The following is a 22103-nucleotide window of genomic DNA, read 5'->3' on the forward strand; positions in this document are numbered from 1 at the left end:
TGTCCGTTTTATACCTAAAAGGACCCATGTGGGTAGTTATCTCCGCGTGGCGATAGCCGGTGGACTGACCGTCGTCACCGCTCTCGCCTCTGCCGCCGCGGCCACTCCAGCCGCGGCGGATCCCGCCACTCCGCCCGGGCTGACCGCCGACCAACTGCGTGCCTACGCGGTCGCCAAGAGCACCGGCAAGCCCGTCGAGGCAGAGGGCTCCCGCACCGAACGCTCCACAACCTATGTGCTGCCCTCGGGTCTTCTCCGCACCGAACTGTCCTCCGGCCCCATCCGCATCCGCGAAGGCGGCGCCTGGAAGGACATCGACACCACCCTCGAACTCCGGGATGGCGCCCTGCGCCCCAAGGCCGCCAAAGCGGACGTTGCCATCTCGACGGGCGGCACGACCGAGGTCGCCAGCCTTGAACAGAAGGAGGTAAATGGCAGAAACAAGGCCAAGCGCTTCGGCGTCCGCTGGAGCAACAAGCTGCCCAAACCCCAGATCAACGGCAACGTCGCGACCTTCAAAGACGTCATCGACGGCGGAGACCTCGTCGTCACCGCCCTGCCGACCGGAATGGCGCACGACGTCGTTCTACGGCGCCGCCCCGCCGGTCCGGTGGAGATCCCGATGCCCGTCGACGTGGACGGCCTCACCTTCTCCAAGGCCAAGAACGGCCGGCTGCAACTGGCCACCCCTCGCGACAAGGAACTGATCGCCGCCGCGCCGCAACCGCAGATGTGGGACGCAGCCGCCGACCGATCCCCGGACGCAGGCAGGCGCTCGGCCGTGGGTACCGAGATCCGCAAGAGCGCCAACGGCAACCCCGTCCTGGTGCTCAAGCCCGACACCGGCTTCCTGTCCGACCCCGCCACCACCTACCCGGTCACCATCGACCCCTGGACGACGCTGACCATCAAGACGGACACCTTCGTCTCCAGCGACTACACCACCGGCCAGAGCGGCTCCACCTGGCTGCACGCGGGCAAGTTCGGCTCCGGCGCCAAGACGGCCCGCTCCTACTTCAAGTTCGACGTCGCTCCCCTGCTCGGTGCGCAGATCGCCAACGCCGACCTCAACATCTACAACTACAAGTCGAACGCCTGCGGCACCGCCGTGGGCTCCGGCATCCAGGTCCGGCGGGTCACCGCCTTCTGGCGCTCGGCCGAGCTCAGCCTCGGCAACCAGCCGCCCACGACAGCCACCGGCGCATACACCCAAAAGGCCGCCTACGGCGAGCCCGGCTGCGCGGCCAAGCAGACCTACTTCTCCATCGAGAGCATCGTGCAGGAGTGGGCCAACGGCACCCCTGCCTACGGCCTGCAGCTACGCGCCGCCAATGAGGCCGACGCCACGAACTGGCGCATGTACTACTCCTCAGAGAACGCCGACGCCGCGAACCGGCCCAAACTGGTCGTGGACTACCAGCCGCGCCCTGCCAGCGCCGTCGTGACCGGCAACTCCGCCCGAGTGACATGGGAGCCGAGGAGCGGGACGGGGCAGTACTCGCTGCTCGACGAGAAGGACGGCACCGTCGTCTGGACCGGCACCACCCCCTATGCCGATGTCCCTCTCGGGGAGGAGGGATACGTCAGCCTCGTCGTGCGCGCCGACTCCACCCCCTTCACGAAGTACGTGATCGCGGCCGCCAACCCCCAGCTCAACCTGCCGCCCATGACCGTCGTCACCTCGCTCAAAGCCACGAACATCGAATGGCCCGACAGCGGCGGCGGCGCCGACGAAGAGGAATTCCACCTCACCACGGAGGACGCGGCCGACACCGTCCTGCCCGAGCCGGCAACCCAGGTCGCCACCCCGTTGGGCCAGGTCAAGGCGTACAGCATCGAAGCCGGAACACCAGAACCGGTGGAGACCGGTGACAGCGGCGGCGAGGAGGCGGCTCCCGAGCCACCGGCCGACGAGACCGGTGACGGTGTGGCGCAAGAGAGCGCCACCGACCCGATGACCTCGCCCACCGACATGCCGCTGAAGCCCGTCTACGCCGTCGAGGTGACGCCGCCACTCACAGCCGAGCAACTGGACGACCTGAACACGCCCCTGGAGCCGGAGCCGTCGCCCACCGCAACCACATCGACCACGCCCACGCCCACGCCGACGACTGACCCCGACCCGGCGTCCGACCCCGATCCAACGGCAGAGCCCGGGCCCGCATCCGAATCCGAGCCCGCATCCAAGCCTGTTGAGCCGGCGTCCGAACCCGAGCTCACGCCCGCCCTCGCCGCCGACAACGCGCCGGTGACGCGCACGGTCGCCGACCATGGCGTCGAGACCGCATCAGCCTCGATCGCCAGGCCGGCCAGCGCCGCCGCGGCTACCTCCCGCGTACGCGAGTCCTGGATCACCTACGAGGCCTACATCCCCAGCAGGCAGGTCAAGGGGCCTCCCGTCGGCTGCGGGTCCCCCACCTGGTACTACGCCGGCGACAACCGTGGCCCCGGATTCAACACCGGCAAGTACCGCACCAGGGTCGCCATCAAGTACGACTGGGCAAACAAGAAGATCACTGGTTACCGCTCCACACACCCCACCACCCGCTACAAGCTCGACGGCGGCAAGGTCGTGGACAAGGAGACCAAGACGGCGCCGCTGACGGGGATCGACATCGTCACGTTCCCCAAGGCGATCAACAGCAAGAACGGTGTGGTGACCATCATCCACGCGTCGCACAACCCGTTCTGCGTCGGCGGCGACATCGACTACAACACCAGGTTGTTCGTCTACCGCAGCGGCAAGTACAACATCGAGGGCTGGCACGACCAGATGCCTAACCACGAGGTGTACCGCCAGCAGGTCTACACCACGGGGAGCAAGCCGGTCACGCGCGTCTTCACCCACAAGATGAAGGGGCTGCACTGCCTGCTGCCCGTCACGTGCTCCTACCGAAGCTACCGCTACGTCAACTAGCCGGCCCGGCCGTCGCCTCGGCACACGAGCCGAGGCGACGGCCAGCCTCTTTCCCTCACAAAGGACTCGATGATGTCCCATTCCAGTGCAGGGGCCCTCCAGCGGCTCCTAGCCGTCGCCGCCGCCGTGACTTTGGGAGTGCTGTCACTGCTGCCCGCCTGGTATGCCGGCTGGGTCAGCGCAAACTGGGTCAGCGATGACCTGGTGCACTGGCACCGGATCTCCCCGCTCAGCGACGACCTGTGGGCTTATGCGGGCTCGCTGATGCTGGCGTTGGTTCTCGGTGTCGGCGCGATCGCCTCATCACGTCTTATCGCCGGCCACCGTGTTGGCTCGGTCCTGCTTCTGGTCGGCGTCCTGCCTGCCGCGTGGATTACATCGCTGCTGCTGGTCGACTGGCTTCAGAGCGCCGTCGAAGCACCATTGCCGACCACATACAAGCTCTGGTTCGCCCTGCTGGCAGGGGTGTTCGCCCTGGCCGGAGCAGTACTCGCTGTCATCAGCTCCAGGAGCCACCGTTCCGGCCGCACCAAGGCGTTGATCGTAGCCGTCTGCCTGTTCCTGCTGGCCTTCGTCTGCCTGGCCAGCCGCTACCACGCCTTGAGCTGATTGAGATCATCACTGGCGGGGGAGCTACGCATGGAGAGAGCCCCCGGCCCCCTCGCTGTTGGCGGATTCAAGCCTCCCTTCTAGTAGTCGATGCTGGGATCGTCCGGGGCCGATTGAGTCGGTCCCGGACGCCCTACTTCGTGAGCACCCGGGGCAGGTGCGCGCGCCGGTGGTCGACGTCGACGGCCTGGCCGTGCTCGCGCAGCCGGGCGGCCAGAATCTCCACCAGACCGCATGCGCGGTGTTTGCCGCCGATGCACCCGATGGCGATGCTACGCGGGCCCGCTGGCAGCATCACGTACGCCACCAGGGTGTCGACCACCTCGGCGCCGGGCGTGCCGAGCACGATCTGCTGGACGTGCTCGGCACGGCCATCGAGGTCGAGGATGCCGCCGTTGCGGGCGCGGCCGCTGGGTCGCGCAGGCGGTGGCGAACGTGTTCGACGCGGTCAACCTCGGGCGGCGGGCCATGTATGGGGGATGGTAAGAATCCCTCCGCAGAAGCCCTGAACGAGGGGAGAAGCCCCCCGTTAGGCTGCTTGACGTGAACCAGCCCCCATATCGGCAGTATCCCGCGCCAATACCGCCGCCGGGTCACCGTCCGGTCCGGAAGCGGCCGGGGCTGCTCGCTGTGATCATATTGGCGGCTTGCCTCGGCGTGAGTCTCATGGGCGTCGGCGGATATCTGGTGGTCCGCGCCATGACCAAGCCCGCTCACAACGACGTGACCGCAGTCATCTTGCAGCCGACCGCCTCGCAATCGACAAAGGACGCGATCAGTCGGCGCCTGGTGTCGATGCCGCAGATTGATACGGTCTACTACGCGGGCGCTGTTCTTGGTCATGGCCTGTTCCTCTCGGCGAGGGTGCCCACGCCACCCCGCCAGGAGTCGTCATGACCAGCAGCGGAGCGGAGTCTCATCAAGCGCGATCCGGGGGACCTTGTCCTCGTCGCCTCCGCCGCGTGGGGGCGGGAGGCTCGGAAGCGGGCCAGCGCGTCGGCCCGCTTCCACGGTAGCCGCGGGGGCGCGGGGCTGTCTCGCCGCTTTCCCGCCGGCGGCGATGGCCCAGATGGATTCCCCGCGCTCGCGCCGGGCGAGGATCGCGGCGCGTTTGTCGTCGTCGACCACCGGGGGGCGGCCGCCGACCCGGCCACGGCGGCGGGCCGCTTCCAGGCCGTTCTTGGTCTGGCGGACGATGTCGCGGCGCCGGTCTTCTGACAGGGCCAGGGCCAGGTCGAGGATCAGGGAGCGCTCGGTGTGCTCGCCGGCCGCGATGCCCTCCAGCACCTTGACCGCGATGCCGCGCTGGAACAGGTCGTTCAGGACGATGAGCCCTTCCAGGAGGTTGCGGCCGAGCCGGTCAACCTCCTGGACGGTCAGCATGTCCCCGTCGCGCAGGTAGGAGAGCGCCTCCAGCAGTGCGGGCCGGTCGTCGGTGGCGAGCTTGCCGCTGATCTTCTCCTCCGCGCCGACCGCCAGGCTTCGAGGTTCAAGCCAGGCCCCCGAGGCCCGAGCGCCACAACAACTGGCTGACGCGGCAGCGCGCCGAACATTCTGCCGTCGCGCGATGCCATAGGCCGACTTGAACGTCACCTTGGGTGGCGGTGACGGCGTTGCGGGCAGGCCCCTGATCATAACTTTCGAGCAGTTCGCGAAGGCGCTTCTGATCGCCTATTTTGAGGCGGCCCAGGCTGTCGACCCCACCGCCGCTCTGCTCGGGCCCAGCGGAGCCGAAAGCTATGTGATGATCCGGCCCGCGGACTCTCCGTTCGCATGCTGGCTGGTCGAGCAGCGAATCGCCAACGTTGCCGAGGCGGGAGCGGTGGCGTTGCCCTACGCGGGCAGCTACACGCAGGCGCTCGTGCCCACTCACTCGTTGATCGTCCGCGTGCGCGATGTGGCCACCACGATCAAACCGGGGGAGAAGCCGCCTGTGGCGCACTGGGAGGCGCTGAAGGGCCTGCGGGAACGGTACTCGCTGACAGAGATCATCAACAGCACCGACGAGCTGCCGGATCGGCTCACGGTGTAGATCGGCGTCTGTTTCGGCTCGAACGTGGAGGGATATGTCCAGCGCGAGCACCGGGGTTGAGACTGGCGGACAGCCGTTGGCGCTGAGAAGGATCTTGAGCAGAGAACTGCGCGTGTGATCACCTCGGCGTTTCCAATCAGCTCGCGATCGGCCTCATCCAGCAGGCAGAACCGCTCCAGCTCCGCTTGGGCCGGCTCGCCGGCGAACCGCCCGTAGGTCGCCGGTTGATCATTCGGACAGGAACTCAACCGTCACATACCGTCATCGATAAGGATCAACTCGTCGCTACCGCTAACTCCTGAGGAGTTCATCCTCGACCCCCAGCTATGAGATCAGGCCGAACCCACGGATCGCCCGCGCATAGTGCCGGGAGAGCTCGCAGTCGATTCGAGATGACGCCGGCGCAGTCAGCACGCCGGCATCGCCTGTGTCCATGCCAAGCTCCGACGCCCGCTCCAGCGCCGATTCCCGAATCGCGGACGTGGTAGCACCGCGCAATGCCGCAGCTTGCACCGGCGCCAAGAAACGCGCCCCTTCCATCAGCTCGGACAGCTCGCGTAGGTCGGTGTCTGTGACGACCGCATGTGCCTCCGGCAGTTCCTGGCGCGTGCGCCTGCCGCCATCGGCCCGTACGAGCCTGATCAGCAGTCGCTGAAGCAACATCACTGGCCAGCCCAGCACCTGGCCAGCCACCCGCCCGATCGACCCCGCCGCCTCGTACGTGCCTGCTGGTGTGCCTTGCACGCCGAACATGGCGCCGATGCGTGTGTGCTGCTCCTCGCGCAGGTGCGATGCGCTGCCGCCACCGCCTTGCAGCGACTCACGCCACTGCGTCAGGGTCGTCAGCGCGGCCCCGATGATCATCCCCTCATGGCCCTGGTCGGCGTAAGCACGGGCCAACAGAGCTACCCGATGTCGTGCAGGCAGCACTAGCCACGTCGGCAGCCCGATCACCAGTGACCTGTCTCTGAACCCGGTTCGAACATATTCACATGTCATTCCGAGATCCCTGACCGCCACGCTGGCCGGCGGCTGGACGTGCATGGCTCGCGCCACTGTCTCGGCCAGAGCGTGGAGTTCGGGAGCGGCTGACCGCTGCACCACCTCGGCGTCGACAGGTAAGCGGGGCGGCCGCGGACACATCAGTACGCCGACGCCTATGAGCACAGCCCCGATCATCCAGGAGAACAGGAACTCCGCGTTGACATAGATGACACGGACGCCCAGCGCGATCAGCGCCAAGGTGACGGCGTGAATCATCAGCGAGATCAGTACGGCCGCAGCCCTTCGGACAGCATCCACCTGCAAACTCCTGTTCATCTCATCCGAACACGCCCGGGACGAGCGCCTGCGCAGGGTCATCATCAAAGCGAACGTTGCGTGAGCTTGTCTCCGGTCAAGATGCGGGCCGGGACAGCGCATAGCCGAGCATCGGCCACACCTCGCCCTTCGCCTCCTGCGTCTTGTCGCGCTGTGGGTCACGACGAAACCCTGTGCGCGATGCCACCTGCTGCGAGGCGACGTTGTCGCGATGAGCACGAAGCCACAGCTCCCGCAGGCCTACGTTCTGGAAGGTCCAGGCGCTGAACAAGGCCACGGCCCGGGTCGCCGCCCCGCGTCCACGCGCCTCGGCGGCCACCCAGTAGGAGATCTCCCCGGTCTGACCGTCATGCCGCAGCGCAATGTTGCCCAGCCGCTGCCCAGTGATCGAGTCGCAGATGAGGAAGCCCTCCTCGTCGCCGGCCTCTCGCAACCGGACGATTGCTGCCAGTACCTGCGCCGCGTCCAGTGTCGGCGAGTCCGTCGTGAACCGCTGGATCAGCGGGTCGCGCGTGCTCTCGGCATACCAGCCGGCATCCTCATCGGCCCACTCGCGAAGCCGAACCACTCCATCATCCAGTTCATGATCACCCATAGCCGAACCCTGCCAGACCCTGCAGCGCCGCGGCAGCCGCTCACGCGGCATGGCTGCCTCACCCGTTCCGTTCGGTGTCGCCCCGGGGCGCTGCGCGCGCGGCGTCCTCAGCCCGCCACGCAGTGCGCACCTGACCCAGCGGCGCACCGTTGCGCTCGAATCCCGCCTCCGCCAGCCCCGCCATCTCCTCACGCAGCACGCGGCCGACACGGTCACAGACGGCGCTGGCCTCATCTCGAGTTCGGCGGGCGCTGACGACCTGGTCCGGGTCGCCGGCGGCCGACGCGGCGGTGAGTGAGCTTGGCTTCGGCCTGCTGGTACCGCTCGTGCAGCGCCTCGTGTTCGGCGACGAGCTCGGCGAGCCGGGCTTGGGAGACGATGCGCTCGGCGTGGTGGATCGTCACGATCTCGGCCACTGCTTGATGTGCGGCGTCGGCCTGGTCTAGGAGCGCGTCAACCTCGGGCTGCCCGGTCCGGTGCCGGTCTGGGTCCGTCATCGATGCCCGCTCCCTATTCTCTGCTGAGTTTCATCCCCGCTTCGACCGCGCTGGCAACGACACTATCCACTGAGCTTCGATCGTAGGGATTTTCAGACATCGTCGTCGTCGGCATCGGGCGCATCGGGGTCGCGCAGGGCGCGGATCGCCTTGAGCACCTACTCAAACGGTTGCGCTTCACGCTGGCCGAGCCCGGCCCGCTGCTCGACCCAGGTGATGTCCGGCTCTTGGGGCGTGGTCACGGAGGGGGAACCCCCGCCCTCGTGCTGCCAGCGGTCCGGCGGGACCGGCGATGGATCATCGCATCGCCCCAGCATGACATCGTCGTCCATGCCGCCACCCTGCCGGCGCTGCAGGCCAGCGCTTGCTGCGCGCTGGCCTTGCTTCTGGGCGCTCGACCGGCCTCGCTCGTGCAGGTGCGCCCGCAGTCGGACGATCTCGATGAACTGGCCCGGGCCCGCGCGGTCTACCGTGCGGCCTTGCGCCAGGCGGTGATGAACCTGCGTGATCAGGGAGCATCGTGGAGCGACATCGCCCTCGCCTGCCAGGCGCGCATCGCCGACGCGAAAGCCGCCGCGAACGACGCTCCGCCTGACGTCACCTCAGCCGATCCTCTGCGCGGGACCCTTGAAGCACCTACGGGTGGCATCGGAAGCGCGGCAGAGGTGCTGGTGCCTGGCCAGGCTGTGGCGCAGGCGGCAACGCCTCCCTGCCGTGTCGGCCAGCAGGCAGGACATCACAGGGGGGCGGCCTACCCTTGTGTACGTCTTCGCCTCGTCCGGGGGATGAGGTCGAGTTCCACATCGGCGCTGATCGGGAACTGCTGGCCGGTCACGATGGGGACGCGACGGCACAGCGCGGCATCCACGACGCTCGCGGCGGTGTCGGAGGCGGGGACCGAGGCAGAGGCGGCGGTCAGGCCGGGCGCCACTTGGGGCCGTCACCGCCACGTCGACAGTGCCAGCGGTGCGCGGGTGTCAGGGCGTTGCGATGGACTGGTCAGCCAGGCAGGTGCCATCGGTGGAAGATCCGCTCGTCCGCGCCGGGGACCGCCTTGACCGGGATGCCGTAGACGCGCCACAGGTCGAGGGGTTCACCGGGTTGCTGGATCTCGAATCCGCAGCGGCGGTAGAAGGCGTCCAGGCCCGCGGTAGGTGGCATCGCCCCGTACAACAGCACGTACCGCAGTGGGAGTAGATCTGCTTGCAGCGTTTCAGCAAAGCAGCGCCGACGCCTTGGCCGCGGGCGTGCTCGGCGACCGCGATGGCCTTGATCTTCGTCATGACCACGGCGCCCAGCATGATGATCTGCTGTCCACTCTGCTCCGACGGAGAGATGCGGCCACTGCCGATGAGCTCGGTGATGAGGTTGCCGGGCGGATAGGCGATCAGGGTGCCGACGATTCCCCGATCGCGGTGGTCGGCTACCAGCATCAACGAGGCGTGCAGATAGGCGCTCACCATGCCGCCGGTGATGAATACCGTCCCCATATGCCGGTGAAAGCCGGGTTGTCCCTGGCTGATGCCCGTCCGCAAGCCGATGCCGCTGCAACCGTCGCGAACCGCCTTGACCAGGGCGTCGTCAAGGTCTACCCCGGCCAGCGGGACAAGCTCAGTGATGGCGGGCAGGTCGTCCGGAACGGCTTGCCGTACCCGGATCCGCGGAGGGCCGGCCCATCCCTTGATGAGCGCGCGTTCGGTCAACTGGGTACCTGCCGGTGTTGCGCGTCGTGGGCGCTTGCCTGTGCTCATAGACGCACGATCCTTCCGATCGACGAAGGCGTACAGTTCGCCGGCCGCGCTCAACCCTCGGAGTCTCATTGACGATCTCGGGATGCGCCATCGCATGCGCGGCGCAGGCGGGCCGCCCAGAGCTCTCGGACACTGCGGCCAAGGTCTGCCGAGGGTGCTACTCCTGCGGCTCAGCCAGCCGTTCCGGTGCTCACCCCTTGTTGCCCATAGGCTTCGTTCGGAGGTCGCGATGGCGGCTCGGGCGGTGGCGGTGGCGGGGTCGAGGGACGCTTGCTCATGCGGAGGAAAGCCATGCCTCTCCAGGACGCTGGCCAGAAGCTGGCCATCCTCGGTGAGGCAGAAGCCGACTCCTGCGCAGGTCGGGCAGGTGGCGCTTTCGTAGTGCTCACGTGGCCGCTGAGCGTCGTGGTCGGCCAATGCCTGTTCGGCTGCCGCCACCTCGGCCGGGACCTGCTCCGGAGAAGGTGCCGGCCCCGCGCCGTGGATCCCGACGACGTTCTCCTCCAAGCCCGTCACCCACTGGCGGGGCGGCAAGCCCGCTTTCTCCCGCTCCTCACGCGCGCGGGCCACCAGAATCTGCCACGTCTGCTTCCAGCGGGTCCACGCCATTGGCTCGCGCCGCCCCGACCCGTCGCAGTCGCCGCACGAGGTCTCGATCTCCTGCAGCAACCGTCCCACGGTCGACCCTAAGTGCTCATTCGGTTGCGATGAGTCGCTCATAGAGGATGACCGTATGCCGTACACCCCTGCGCGTCCAGAGGTCGAGCACACCACCGTCATCGGCATGCCGGGCGACACGGCGCGCGAGGTGAGGTAGGTGCCGTTCCCTCCATGGGGGCGCCATGCACTGCCGCGTTCGCCGTTCTTCGCCCCCGTTCTCCATGCCGATTCCCGCCCCGCCTGCGGCGAACGACCGGTAGAACTCGATCGTGTCCGTCAACAGCCCACCTCCCCGCATCCACTCCGCCACACGCTCAGGCCTCACCGACAGCCCGAACGAGGACCTCATCATCGTGTTGCCGGACGCGATCATCGTGCTGGACGGGGCCACCTCCGTCGAGCTCGGCCCCGGCAGTGGCGGCTGGTACGCCGGCGTCCTCGGCAAGCTTCGGCGCCGGGGTGTCGCTTCGGCCGCTGCGCCAGTCACCGCTCGGGCAAGCCGCCGTGGCTTGTTCCCCACACTGTGGCCCAGGCGTTGTGGCGGGACGACGAGCTAGCTCGTACATTGCTCACCCCGCACAGGCTGGCCATGGTGACCGCACCCTGTTCCGGCTGCTTACGAACCGCGGCCCGCGCCGAACAGGTCCCGGCCTTTTGCCGCTGTTGAGCGAGGTGTCGACCTCGTCAAGAGCCACCGCGCGAACCACGTGAAGCTGAACGTCGAGACCAAGGTGGCGGCGGGCGCGCCGAGCGGCAGGTCACGATCCAGAGTTTCGCCTGGGGGCGCTCATGCTGATGCACCAGGTCGAGCCGCGCCTTCCGCTGGTGGCCCTGATGAACCACGACTTCCCACAGACCCGGCCGGCCCGGCGCCTCACCGTGATGGCATGACTCGGGGGGAGCCGTCAGGGCAGGGCGGTGGAGAACGATACACGCCCCAGCCGGCGTGTGACCTCACCCGCCAGGTAGCTGGCCGCCACCTGCGCCAGCAGCGGCGAGAACTCCTCACGCACCCCGCCGCCTACCGGCAGCAGAGTCCCGGCGGCCGCCGCGAGTTCGGTGTCGCCGTCCTGACCGATGGCGATCACAGTGCGGCCGAGTGCGCGGGCCCGCCGCGCCACGGCCACAGCGCGCCTCCTGGTACGGCCCGCCGCCGCGAACACTACAGTCGGCATGTCCAGCGGGCGGGCCAGCACCTCGACATGTTCCCACTCCTCGAGGTCCTGCGCCGCGGCGAGCACCCCGGCTGCCTCGACGAGTTTGGCGGCGGCGAACTGGGCACTGCCGTATCCGGGACCGCTGCCCAATGCCAGCATCGCCGGTGTGCCGGCCACCTGATCGGCCACCCGGGCGCAGTTGTGCCGTACCAGGTCGGTGGTGGCCGCCACGGCGTCGGCCACCGCTGCGAGCTCGGCACCCGCGGTGTCGGCTGCGCTGTCCCCGAGGTAGCCTCGGGCTCGGCCGATCTCGATCGCGACCACGTACAGGGTCAGGAGGCTGGCCTGGAAGGTGTGGATTCCAGGGCATGGCAGCAATCCGGTCAAGGGAAGCACCAGCGCGTGCTGCGCGGCCCGCGCCACGGCGCTGTCCGGGGTCGAGGCGACGGCCAGTGTCCACACGCCGTGCTGGGCGGCGCGCGTGAGCACGTCGACAACCCGGGCGTTGCCACCCGACGCCGAGACGCCCACCAGCAGCGTGTGCACTCCCGCTTGGCGCTCCCACGGGGTGCCGTACTCCAGCAGGCGCAGCGTGCTCACTGGTTCGCACGCCACCCCGCCCAAGGTATGGAAGGCCATCTCGGTGGCCAGCGCCGCGTGCAGGGAGTCGCCGTTACCGGTCACGACCACCCGCGTCAGGCCGCCCCAGCTCGGCCCGCTCGCGCGTCGCCGTCCGGCGTCCGCGACCACGGGGTAGCAGGCGCGCAGGTCCTGGCTCAGCGCGGTGACCTGGCGGGGTATCTCTGCGAGCGTGTAGCGAGGGGTCACCGTTATGCCTGCCTTCCTTTGGTGGCCGACGGTCACCGTGGCCAGAGTCGCTTTCCGTCCTGGTTATCCCACCTACCGCTGGGCGGAGCGCACGATGTCCACATACGATGCCACCTTGTCCTTGTCGACATGCCGCCCCAGCCTCCGCTCTCCAGGCAGGTTCCGACAACGCCGCGTCCGCGCCGTCGACCGAGCCCAGGAGGCGGGCGGCGTTGTCGTGGTGAGTGTGCCCGGCCAGGACGACCGGAAGCCGCGGGCACGCCGCACGGACTGCGGCGATCATGCCCATGGTGATGTCGTCGTCGCGGTGGCACAGGGAGACCGCGTCCGCGCCTGCCTGCCGGGCCGTCGCGGCGACCTCGGCCACCGTCTTGCCGCCGCCGAACCAGGAGAAGTGCATAGACGCGACTTCGGCGATCAGTGCGATCCCTTGCGCGCCGCGGCGCGAGACCACCGGTGCCATGCTGCCCGGCAAGAAGAGCACGGGCCGGCCGCGCGTCATCGGCCCTGCCGAGCTGGCCACGTTTCGCCGCCTGGTCAACGAGGGCGTCTCGATCACCGAGGCCGCCCGCACCCTCAAGATTGGCCGCTCCACCGCCTACGCGGCACTCGCGGGACGCTGACCAGCAAATATCTCGGCGATGAACCTAAGGCAGGTTGGTCGCCGTACGCGCTGGTAGGGCGTAGGTGACGCCGGTCAGGCGTTCGGACAGGTCCCACAGGTGAGCAGCCGTGTCGATGTCGCGGATGGCGCGTTCGCGGGTGCGACGCACGGGCTCGCCACGCAGTTGCAGCGGCCCGTCTGGAACGATGTAGCTGCCGCCGGGCAGATCCAGTGCGGTCGCCCCGTACAGCGACGTCTTCGCCCCTTCCGGCGTCGGCCGGAAGGCCGCGCGCACCAGCAGGCGTGTGAGGGTCCCGTACAGCCGCCCTCTGCCGCTGTTGGCTCCGCCGGTGAGCACGTTCGTGCGGGTGAGCCCGGGGGCGACGGCCATGCTGCGTAGCCGCAGCCCGGCGGCATCGGCCCGGCGCTGCAACTCCATGGCGAAGTAGAGGTTGGCTCGCTTGGACTGCACATAGGCGAACGCCGTGCGATACCCGCGCTCGGCGTTGAGGTTGTTTAGGTCGAAGCGGGCGAAGCGCTGGCCCTCGCTGCTGACAGTGACCACCCGCGGGTCGGGTGCGGCGAGCAGGTGCGGCAGCAGCAGGCCAGTCAGGGCGAAGGTGCCCAGGTGGTTGATGCCGAACTGGGACTCGAAGCCGTCAGCGGTCCGGGCGTATGGCACCATCGCCACCCCGGCGTTGTTCACCAGCAGATCAAGCCGGCCGTGGTCCCACCCGGCGGCGAACTCGCGGACGGAAGCCAGGCTCCCCAGGTCCACCAGGCGCAGCTCCAGGCGAGCGCCTGGCACCTCGCCTCGCATACGGGTCAGCGCGAGCTGGCCCCGCTTGTGGTCGCGGCAGGCCAGGACGACCTGCGCGCCGCGAAGGGCCAGCTCGCGGGCAGTGACGAAACCGATACCGCTGTTGGCCCCGGTCACCACTGCGACACGGCCGCTCTGGTCGGGGATGGAGTGGACGGTCCAAGCGGGAGAGCTGTGCATGATGTGCCACCTCAAGGAGATAGGAACCAACACATCGCAACTTCGAGTTGCGATAAATTGATCCTGCCATCCGTTTTCCAGATATCGCAACTTGGAGTTGCAATGCGATCCGGCCCATCGCCTGCCCGGCCCGTCGGCCGCGGCGCCAAAGTGCGCGCCGCCGTCCACGCCGCCACCCTTGCCGAGCTCGTGGAGAAGGGCTATGTCGCGTTGACCGTCGAGAACGTTGCTCAGCGTGCTGGCGTCCACAAGACCACGGTGTACCGCCGATGGAAGGATCGCGAGAGCCTGCTCACCGACGCCCTGGCCGAACATATGGCGACGGACATCCCCGTGCCCGATACCGGCGCGATCGAGACCGACCTGCAGGCGCTGGCGCGCTCGATCATCGAGGCGTTCACCAGCCCGACCGGGCAGGCCATCCTCGCCGCGATGTTCACGGGGGCAGCCCACCTTCCAGAGATCGCCGCCGCCCGGCGCCACGTGTTCGACGACCGGCTCACCAGAGCCGAGCCGGTGGTGAGGCGTGCGATCAAGCGCGGCCAGCTTCCCGAGGGCACCGATCCCGCCGAGGTGCTCAAGACCCTGGCCGCGCCGATCTACCTGCGCCTGCTCATCACCGCGGAACCGGTCGACGAGACGACCGCCGACCAGGCGGCGAACGTCACGCTCGCCGCCGCGCGCGCGGGCGTCCTACGGCAGGGGCACGAGGATGAGCCGGTCGGCAGAGAGTGAGGACGCCATCGAGAAACCGTCTGCCGACACGTGAATCAACCCAACCCCCGCGGCCCGTTTCTGCCAGTTTGGACCCCTTGAAGTAGTGCGCGCTGTCCGGTCCCACCTGCCGGATGGCCCCCAGGATGCCCCGCTGTCCCCACGCCAGCTCCGCCGTGCCTGTACGGTCGGCGGCGAACTCCACAGAAAGCCGCATGGCCCTCCCTTCGAGCTTCCTGTCTGCGGGATCACCCGTTCGGGCACGGGCAGCCGCCGCCCGGGTTCACCCCGGCTCTGGAGGGGGGCAGACCAAGTACGGGAGAAAGGGATAGTGGGGTGTTGAGGTGCTGCTCAGAGGGTTCGTTTGTCGGGTGATGTGACCCTCCGCTTGGGTTGGTTGCGGTGTGATGAACACGGCCGTTCGCGCGCTGGTGCTGGCGTTGAAGTGTTTTCAGAAGGTGGCGCGCTTCCCGTCCCCGGATGAGATTCCCGAGGTGGTGATCGACCACGTTCGGCGCTGTCTGGAGTTGGCCGAGGACGTCTGGCCGGACCATTCGGCGCGTACGCCACCGACGAGCTGCGCCCGGCGATGCTGCTGGAGGGCGACCAGCGGTTCGTCGCCGGCGCGCCGGAGCATCCCAACCAGGACGCCGCCCGCCGCGCCGAGACCGCGCCGGAATTTCCAGGCCATTGACCACCGGGACTCACAACCTGGCTGCTGCCGGCGCGCTCCAGGTTCGGCATGGCCGGGAAGGTGTCCGTCGAGCCGCATGCGGTGCGCGAGCTCATCCGGCCTCGTGCTCGTGAGGCCGGATGAGCCGGTGCTAATGAGCGGTCATCGTGATCTCGGCGGGCACATCTCGGCTTCCATCTCCTCGGTGAGGATGCTGATCGGGTTGCCCCAGTCGCCGTTGATGTTGGTGACGACCATGTGCCTGCCGTCTCGGGTGCCCATCGCGTACGTCCAGGAGCCGTGGATCCTGCCACCGTTGCCCCAGACCGTCACGCCGCAGGAAAGCTTCTGGGAGAAGATTCCGAGTCCGTAGGCGGTGTTGTCGATCCACGGCACGCCCTTGGTGGAGACGGTGGTGAACATCTCCTTTTGCTGTGCGGGCGGCAGCAAACGGCCGCTCAGCACTGCCCGATAGAAGGTGTGCAGGTCGCCCATGGTCGAGACGATGCTGCCGGCTGCCCCGGCCCAGGAGGGGTTCATGTCGGTGAGGTCGTAGGGGGTTGTGGTGTCCTCGCCGACCAGGAACTTGACGTAGTGCCGTGCGTGCGGCTTGCGCAGCTTCGTGACTTCGCCCGGCAGGTACGTTTTCCTCAGGCCGAGCGGGCGGATGATGCGCCGGTTGATCTCGTCGGCGTAGGACCTGCCGGTGACCTTCTCGATGATCATCCCGGCGAGGATGAAGTTGGTGTTGGAGTAGCCCCACCCCTTGCCAGGCTCGAAGGAGGGCGGATTGCCCATGGCTGTCTTCACCAGGTCCTCGGGACGGTAGCTGTTGAAACGGACCTTGAGGAAGGCGGTGCTCCACTGTTTGGTCGCCAGGTCCGCGTCCGAGGTGTAGGGGAAGACGCCGCTGATCTGGTTGAGCAGCTGCCGGACGGTGATCTTGCTGCCGTCGTGGCCGTTGCCCTTCACCACGCCGGGCAGCCACTTGTCCACGGTGTCATCCAGGCTCAGCCGGCCCTCGGCCGCCAGCTTCAACACCACGACAGCGACGAATGTCTTGGTGGTGCTGCCGGCCCGGAAGTAGTCCTGCCGGCTGCGCTTGCGGCCGGTCTCGGTGTCGGCCACGCCTGCCGTACCGAACCATGACCTGCGGCCGTCGCGGACGTCGGCCATGGCGCCCGGCATGCCGTCAGCCACGGCTTGGTCAAGCACCCGCTGGAGTCCGGCGTGGTCGTCGGCCGCCGCCGGCGACGCGCTTACGGTCACGGCAGCTGCGGCGGCGAGCAGGCAGGCGGCGGTGCGGAGGGTCTTGATCATGGGTCGATTGCCTTTCATGCAAGTGAAGTGTTCGCGTGGGGAAATCCGTGAGTTAGCTGGTGACACGGTGGAGCAGGATGTCGCCCTGGGCGACGTGGGCGTGGAGCTCGACGGTGTTGCCGGCCGACATCCCGGGGTCGTCGCCCAGGTTGTCGCGGACCCTGCCGAGCGTGGTTTTGGCGTCCAGCAGTACGGCGCTGCCGTCCGGGATCCCGACGTTGATCGTCCCGGCGCCGACGTCCAGATCGGCGCGCCCGCGCGCCATCGCGCCGACCTTGACGGCGCCTTGCTCGACGGTCACGCGCAGGCCGTCGGCGGCCCGGTCCACCGTGACGTCCCCGGCGCCGTTGCCGATCACGGTGGCGCCGATGCTCTCGCCGACCTTGATCTGGCCGTGGGCGGTGGTGAGGGCAGCCGGGCCCCCGGACGTGGCCACGGTGATGTCGCCGTCGTCGGTGCTCAGGCGCGACTCGCCGGTGCGGGCGAGGTGGATGTGGCCACGGGAGACGTGGGCCCGTACCTCGCCCAGGCGGCCCTGGCCGTTCAGGTGCCCGTCGCGGAGGCTGATGTCGAGCGCCGAGCCGCTGGGCAGCTCGAGCGTCACCGCGACGCGGCCGGGCAGGGATCGGATGCTCGAGCGGTCCTTGACCGTCAGGCGGCCGCCCGCGTAGGTGACGCGGGCGCGTTCGGCGGCCGCGACGTCGGTGGCGTCGGCCGGATCGGCCGGCCGTACCTCGACGGTGGTGTCGGTGCGCTGGGTCGCGCTGATGCGGATGTCGGCCGCGGTGAACGACACGACGGCGACGATCGGCTCCGGTGTGTCAAAGGTATCCATTGATGGTCCACTTTCAGCGGGGGTCGGTGGCGGGCGGCGTGCTTACGCACCGATGGAAACGCCGAACTCCGCTTCGATGACTTTGAACATGGGGTCCCAGGACTTCCACTCGGTGTTGGTGTGCACGGCGACGGTGTGCCGGCCATCGGGAGTGCCGACCGCGAAGAAATAGGAGCCCCAGAAGCTGCCGCCGACGCCGCGCAGCGTCCGGCCGCCGGTCGCCTGCTCGTCGAATTCGAACAGGCCCAGGCCGTAGCGGGTGTGCGGCATCCAGTAGCTGCCTTCGGTGGAGACGGTGGTCCACATCTGCCGGTGCTGGGAGGGCGGAAGCAGGCTGCCGGTGGTCATCGCGTTGAAGAAGCGGATCATGTCCGTCGTAGTGGTGACGATGTTGCCGGCCGCGTAGCCCAGGGAGGAGTTGAACTCGGTGACGTCCAGAGGCGGCAGGCCGGGCTCCTCCATCAGCGATTGCCAGTTCTCTGGGGTGACCGCTGCCGGGTCGGCGCCGTCCTTGAGGAACTGGTGGGAGTAGCCGCGCGGATGCGGACTGGGGTAACCGGTCTCGGTGGGGGGGCGCACGCGGGTGTGGGTCAGGCCGAGCGGCTGGACGACCCGGCGGTCGACCTCGTCGGCGTAGCTGTTGCCGGCGACCTTCTCGATGATCGCGCCGGCGATGTAGAAGCCGCCGTTGGCGTACTCGAAGCGTTCGCCGGGCGCACCGACCGGCGGCTGGGACACCGCCACCCGCAGCAGCTCCTCGGTGCTGAAGGTGTCGAAGCGATGCCGGTCGAACCCGGAGCGGGTGGCGTAGCGGTGGCTGACCTCCGGGGCCAGGCCGGTGGCGAACAGGCCGCTGGTGTTGCTGAGCAGGTGCCTGATGGTGATCTTGTCGCCGTCGTAGCCGTTGACGTCCAGCACGCCGGGCAGGTGGGCGTTGACCGGGTCGTCGAGGCTGAGGCCGGCCTCGGCCTCCAGGGCCAGAAGCGTCGCGGCCGTGAAGGCCTTGCCGCTGCTGCCGGCGTGAAAGTACTCGCCCGGCACGCGCGGGGAGCCGGTTGTGATGTCGGCCACGCCGGCGGTGCCGAACCAGGTGCGGTCGCCGTCTTTGACCTCGGCGACGATGCCGGGAATGCCGACCTCGGCCACCGACCAGTCGAGCACCTGCTGCACGTTCTCGTGTGCTGCCATTGCACTGCCTTTCGGACGTTTCTTCCGTACGTCCTCCAGGGTGTCCACCGGCGCTTACATGCGTCTTAGAACGCTCTTTTAGCCGGTATGGCGCCACTTTCAAACGGCACGTGCGCGTCGTTGTGCTCATAGCCTTTGTGCATGCGGATGGAGTTGCTGGGACCGGTCCGGGCCTGTGCCGACGACGGCACGCCGATCGAGGTCGGCGGCGTCATGGTCCGAGCGCTGCTGGCCCGGCTGGCTCTGGCCGAGGGCGAGATGGTGCCGGTCGACGCGCTCGTTGACGGCCTGTGGGGGGAGCATCCGCGCGGGGGCACCGTCAACGCACTGCATGGGCTGGTGCATCGGCTGCGCAAAGCTCTGGGCGAGGCCGAGGTCGTGGAGAGGGCGGCCGGCGGGTACCGCCTGCACGTACGCGCCGAGGACGTCGACGCCTGTCGGTTCGAGGAGAAGGCGAAGCGGGGCGGTCGCGAACTGGCCGCGGGTGACGTGCGGCGAGCGGCCTGGCTGCTGGACGAGGCGCTGGCGCTGTGGAGGGGAGGCGCGCTGGCCGACGTGCGTGACACCCCCTTCGCCGCCACGGCCGGCGCGCGGCTGGACGAGCTACGGGTCGCGGCCATGGAAGACCGTTTCGAGGCGGAGCTGCGACTGGGCCACCACGACGAGATCTTGGCCGATATGGCGGCGATGGCCGCCGGTCACCCGCTGCGCGAACGGCTGGCCGGATTGCGCATGCGAGCGTTGCAGGCGGCAGGCCGCCAGTTCGACGCGCTGGCCGTGTTCGACCAGGTCCGCGGCACCCTCGCCGAGGAACTGGGCGTCGACCCCTCCGAGGACCTCCGCGAGACCTACCTCGCCGTACTGCGGGGTGAGCGGGAGTACCCCCAGGCGCGACAGGCTCGGCCGCACGCAGTGCCAGGACGTCTGCCCGCCCCGCTGACCAGCTTCGTCGGCAGGCAGGAGGAGCTGAGGTTGCTGGCCGGGTTGCTGGAGTCCTCCCGGCTGGTCACCGTCGTGGGCCCCGGAGGAGTGGGCAAGACCCGGCTGGCCGTGGAGGCCGTGAGCCGGCATCGGGTCCATCAGCGAGGCCGGGCCTGGCTGGTCTCCCTGGCCGCGGTGAACACGGCCGACGGGCTGGTGGAGGCGGTGCTGAGCACGATCAGCCTCGCCGGAGCCCAGTCGGCCGGCACGCTACTGGAGCGGGTGGTCAACCTGCTCGCCGGTGGTGAAGGCGTGCTGGTTCTGGACAACTGCGAACAGATCTCCGGAGCCGTCGCGGAGTTCGCCGGGCAGTTGCTGGAGCGCCAGCCGGACCTGACCATTCTCGCCACGAGCCGGGAACCGCTGGACGTCATGGGTGAGGCGCTGTGCCGCCTGGGACCCCTCGGCCTCCCCTCGGCGCACGCGGATCGCGATCGTGTCTCCGCATCGGCCGCGGTGCGGCTGTTCCTCGACCGGGCGGGAGCCGTACGACCCGGCTTCGCGCTGGACGCGTCGACCGCGTGGCCGGTCGTGGACATCGTGCGCCGGCTGGACGGGCTGCCGCTCGCCCTGGAACTGGCCGCGGCACGCCTGCGGACCATGAGCGCCGAGCAGATCGCCCGGCGGCTGGATGACCGCTTCCGGCTGCTCAGCACCGGTAACCGGACCGCCCAGCCCCGTCAGCAGACGCTCCATGCGGTCATTGAGTGGAGCTGGGATCTCCTCACCTCACAAGAGCGCACACTGGCCGCCCGGATATCGATATTTCCGGCGCGGACGGGTATCGCTGTGATCGAAGCGGTCTGCGCGGATGAGACGCTTCCCGCGGACGAGGTCGTCTACCTCCTGGACTCCCTGGTCGACAAATCCATCGTGGAGCGGGCCGGCGACGGCTACCGGATGCTGGAAACCATCCGGGCATACGCGGCGGGGAAGCTTCGACTCGCAGGAGAGACCGACGCCGTCCTGCGTGGGCTCACCCGGTACTTCGCGGACCTGGCCGACGCGCACGAGCCGCTGCTGCGCTCGGACAAGCAGGCGGCGTCGCTGCGGCTGTTCCAGGCCGAGTACGACAACCTGATGTACGCCCTGCAAACGGCCATCGACGGAGACGACGCCGAGACCGCAGCCCGGATGCTCGGACCGCTGTACTGGTACTGGGTCATGCTCCGCTACGACGCCCGGGCCGAGACCTTCATCGCCAAGGTCACCGAGTTCGGCGACGCGCTGCCCGCGGACGCCCGCGCCGCGTTCACCGCGATCCACCTGGTGGGCGTCGAGGGCGGGCCGATCACTGACCACGAGCGGCTCTGCGCGCTCATCGGCGACTGCGCGCGCACGGGCGCGCTGCGCCGCTATCCGATGCTGCTGACGATAGTGCTGGTGATGGCGGCGATACTCGGGCTGGACGAGCTGGTCGATCAAGAGATCGCCCGGGTGCGCAGCGGCCCGGACCGCTGGGCGATCGCCTGCACCTTCATGATCGAAGCCATGCGCCATCGCGAACAGGGCGACCGGGAGAGCTCCGCGACCGCGATGACCACGGCACTGCGCCTGTTCGAGGAGACGGGCGATCGGTGGTGGACGGCGAAGGCGCTGTACGGCCTGGCCCAGATCCACGCCATCGCCGGAGACCACGACCAGGCGATCACCGCCTACGAGCATAGCCTCGCGATCGCCACCGACCTCGGCTCGCAGGACGAGGTCTCCTCCCGGCTCGGGCTCGCCACGGAACGCATGCGCGCCGGCGACCTGGCCGGCGCGAGGCGCGACATCGACACCGCCGAACGAGCGGCCTGGCGGCGTGGCCAGCCGGCGTTGGAGATCGAGGTGCTCGGCATCCAGGCAGAACTGCACCGCCGCTCCGGAGAGGTCGAAAGCGCCGATCAAGCGCTCGACCGGATGGAGGCGCTCCTGCGCAAGCTGCCCCAGTCGGCGGAGGCCATCGACCCTCGGCTGCTCCTCGCTCGGGTAGCCAACCTCCTCACCGCTGGTGACGCCGTACGCGCCCGCGAACTGATGCCCCGCGCTGTCGAGGCGGCGCAGGCGATCATGGATGCCCCCTTGGCTGCTCAACTCCTGGCCAGGCTACTGTTGCTGGAGGGCGATCCGGCAGGCGCGGCCACCGCGCTCGGCCTGAGTCAGGCCATCCGCGGCGCCTTCGACCACGGCGACACCGAACTGCGCTGCCTCTCGGAGATGCTTGCGGAGTCGCTCGGCCGTACCAACTACGACAGCGCCTATGAAGGGGGCGCCGACCTGACCCCACACGAGGCCACCGACCGTCTGACAAAGCTACGTGTACAGGTCCAGGGTGGCAGGGGCATTTGAGCCGATTGTCGTACATGAGGCAGGCCAATTACGAGGTGAACGGCCCGGATCGGCTGGCCGATGACGGCAACGAGCACTGCGGTGCTGCCCC

19 protein-coding genes are annotated in these 22103 nt (G+C 68.7%); 7 read left to right on the forward strand and 12 right to left on the reverse strand.

Going from position 1 to position 22103, the window contains the following annotated elements; all coding sequences use genetic code 11:
* The first annotated feature begins 28 nt into the window (after positions 1-28).
* Together ACIBQ6_RS48465 and ACIBQ6_RS48470 are read left to right on the forward strand one after the other, a co-directional pair.
* Positions 29-2917, forward strand: a complete 2889-nt coding sequence (locus tag ACIBQ6_RS48465) for a DNRLRE domain-containing protein (protein WP_397219317.1) — start codon at positions 29-31, stop codon at positions 2915-2917.
* A gap of 138 nt (positions 2918-3055) precedes the next feature.
* Entirely contained in the window at positions 3056-3526 is a 471-nt protein-coding gene (locus tag ACIBQ6_RS48470; RefSeq protein ID WP_397219318.1) for a hypothetical protein, read from the forward strand.
* 133 nt (positions 3527-3659) lie between these two features.
* Here ACIBQ6_RS48470 and ACIBQ6_RS48475 read toward each other — a convergent pair whose 3' ends face one another.
* Positions 3660-3872: a hypothetical protein gene (locus tag ACIBQ6_RS48475; protein WP_397219319.1), complete on the reverse strand. Its 213-nt coding sequence runs from the start codon at positions 3870-3872 to the stop codon at positions 3660-3662.
* Between the two features lie 320 nt (positions 3873-4192).
* On the opposite strand from ACIBQ6_RS48475, the gene ACIBQ6_RS48480 reads away from it, so the two are divergent.
* Entirely contained in the window at positions 4193-4423 is a 231-nt protein-coding gene (locus ACIBQ6_RS48480) for a hypothetical protein (protein WP_397219321.1), read from the forward strand.
* On the opposite strand, the gene ACIBQ6_RS48485 is transcribed toward ACIBQ6_RS48480, so the two are convergent.
* The gene (locus tag ACIBQ6_RS48485; protein ID WP_397219322.1) at positions 4418-5119 is read right to left on the reverse strand and encodes a recombinase family protein; all 702 of its coding nucleotides are present in this window, start codon (positions 5117-5119) and stop codon (positions 4418-4420) included. The genes ACIBQ6_RS48480 and ACIBQ6_RS48485 overlap by 6 nt on opposite strands.
* Between ACIBQ6_RS48485 and ACIBQ6_RS48490 the strand changes: the two genes are divergently transcribed.
* Positions 5109-5558: a hypothetical protein gene (locus ACIBQ6_RS48490; RefSeq protein WP_397219323.1), complete on the forward strand. Its 450-nt coding sequence runs from the start codon at positions 5109-5111 to the stop codon at positions 5556-5558. The genes ACIBQ6_RS48485 and ACIBQ6_RS48490 overlap by 11 nt on opposite strands.
* A gap of 324 nt (positions 5559-5882) precedes the next feature.
* Here ACIBQ6_RS48490 and ACIBQ6_RS48495 read toward each other — a convergent pair whose 3' ends face one another.
* The 6 genes from ACIBQ6_RS48495 to ACIBQ6_RS48520 all read right to left on the reverse strand — a co-directional run bounded on the left by ACIBQ6_RS48495 (position 5883) and on the right by ACIBQ6_RS48520 (position 12366).
* Positions 5883-6923 carry a hypothetical protein gene (locus ACIBQ6_RS48495; protein ID WP_397219324.1) on the reverse strand — a complete coding sequence of 347 codons (1041 nt, stop codon included), beginning with the start codon at positions 6921-6923 and terminating at the stop codon, positions 5883-5885.
* A 31-nt stretch (positions 6924-6954) separates the two neighbouring features.
* Complete coding sequence (locus ACIBQ6_RS48500) at positions 6955-7473, reverse strand: GNAT family N-acetyltransferase (RefSeq protein WP_397219325.1); 519 nt, start codon at positions 7471-7473, stop codon at positions 6955-6957.
* Positions 7474-7703: 230 nt separating this feature from the next.
* Entirely contained in the window at positions 7704-7970 is a 267-nt protein-coding gene (locus ACIBQ6_RS48505) for a hypothetical protein (RefSeq protein WP_397219326.1), read from the reverse strand.
* Between the two features lie 158 nt (positions 7971-8128).
* Positions 8129-8302, reverse strand: coding sequence for a hypothetical protein (locus ACIBQ6_RS48510; protein ID WP_397219327.1), 174 nt, complete (start codon positions 8300-8302; stop codon positions 8129-8131).
* 645 nt (positions 8303-8947) lie between these two features.
* The gene (locus tag ACIBQ6_RS48515) at positions 8948-10390 is read right to left on the reverse strand and encodes a GNAT family N-acetyltransferase (RefSeq protein WP_397219328.1); all 1443 of its coding nucleotides are present in this window, start codon (positions 10388-10390) and stop codon (positions 8948-8950) included.
* 896 nt (positions 10391-11286) lie between these two features.
* On the reverse strand, positions 11287-12366 hold the full coding sequence (locus ACIBQ6_RS48520) for an SIS domain-containing protein (protein ID WP_397219329.1): 1080 nt from the start codon (positions 12364-12366) through the stop codon (positions 11287-11289).
* 281 nt (positions 12367-12647) lie between these two features.
* On the opposite strand from ACIBQ6_RS48520, the gene ACIBQ6_RS48525 reads away from it, so the two are divergent.
* Complete coding sequence (locus ACIBQ6_RS48525) at positions 12648-12989, forward strand: helix-turn-helix domain-containing protein (RefSeq protein WP_397219330.1); 342 nt, start codon at positions 12648-12650, stop codon at positions 12987-12989.
* A 24-nt stretch (positions 12990-13013) separates the two neighbouring features.
* On the opposite strand, the gene ACIBQ6_RS48530 is transcribed toward ACIBQ6_RS48525, so the two are convergent.
* Positions 13014-14138 (reverse strand): oxidoreductase, encoded by a 1125-nt coding sequence (locus tag ACIBQ6_RS48530; RefSeq protein ID WP_397219331.1) that lies wholly within the window; start codon positions 14136-14138, stop codon positions 13014-13016.
* Here ACIBQ6_RS48530 and ACIBQ6_RS48535 point away from each other — a divergent pair.
* The gene (locus ACIBQ6_RS48535) at positions 14121-14705 is read left to right on the forward strand and encodes a TetR/AcrR family transcriptional regulator (RefSeq protein ID WP_397219332.1); all 585 of its coding nucleotides are present in this window, start codon (positions 14121-14123) and stop codon (positions 14703-14705) included. The genes ACIBQ6_RS48530 and ACIBQ6_RS48535 overlap by 18 nt on opposite strands.
* An 814-nt stretch (positions 14706-15519) precedes the next feature.
* On the opposite strand, the gene ACIBQ6_RS48540 is transcribed toward ACIBQ6_RS48535, so the two are convergent.
* From ACIBQ6_RS48540 to ACIBQ6_RS48550, 3 genes are read right to left on the reverse strand one after another with little or no spacing between them, the layout of a single operon-like run.
* Positions 15520-16743 (reverse strand): serine hydrolase domain-containing protein, encoded by a 1224-nt coding sequence (locus ACIBQ6_RS48540; RefSeq protein WP_397219333.1) that lies wholly within the window; start codon positions 16741-16743, stop codon positions 15520-15522.
* Complete coding sequence (locus tag ACIBQ6_RS48545; RefSeq protein ID WP_397219334.1) at positions 16730-17512, reverse strand: DUF4097 family beta strand repeat-containing protein; 783 nt, start codon at positions 17510-17512, stop codon at positions 16730-16732. The genes ACIBQ6_RS48540 and ACIBQ6_RS48545 overlap by 14 nt, the downstream gene beginning before the upstream one ends.
* Positions 17513-17554: 42 nt before the next feature.
* Positions 17555-18700 (reverse strand): serine hydrolase domain-containing protein, encoded by a 1146-nt coding sequence (locus ACIBQ6_RS48550; protein ID WP_397219335.1) that lies wholly within the window; start codon positions 18698-18700, stop codon positions 17555-17557.
* A gap of 141 nt (positions 18701-18841) precedes the next feature.
* Between ACIBQ6_RS48550 and ACIBQ6_RS48555 the strand changes: the two genes are divergently transcribed.
* Positions 18842-22012, forward strand: coding sequence for a BTAD domain-containing putative transcriptional regulator (locus ACIBQ6_RS48555; protein ID WP_397219336.1), 3171 nt, complete (start codon positions 18842-18844; stop codon positions 22010-22012).
* Positions 22013-22103: the final 91 nt, after the last annotated feature.

The sequence above is a fragment of the Nonomuraea sp. NPDC049655 genome, from assembly GCF_044465465.1.
Classification (GTDB): Bacteria; Actinomycetota; Actinomycetes; order Streptosporangiales; family Streptosporangiaceae; genus Nonomuraea.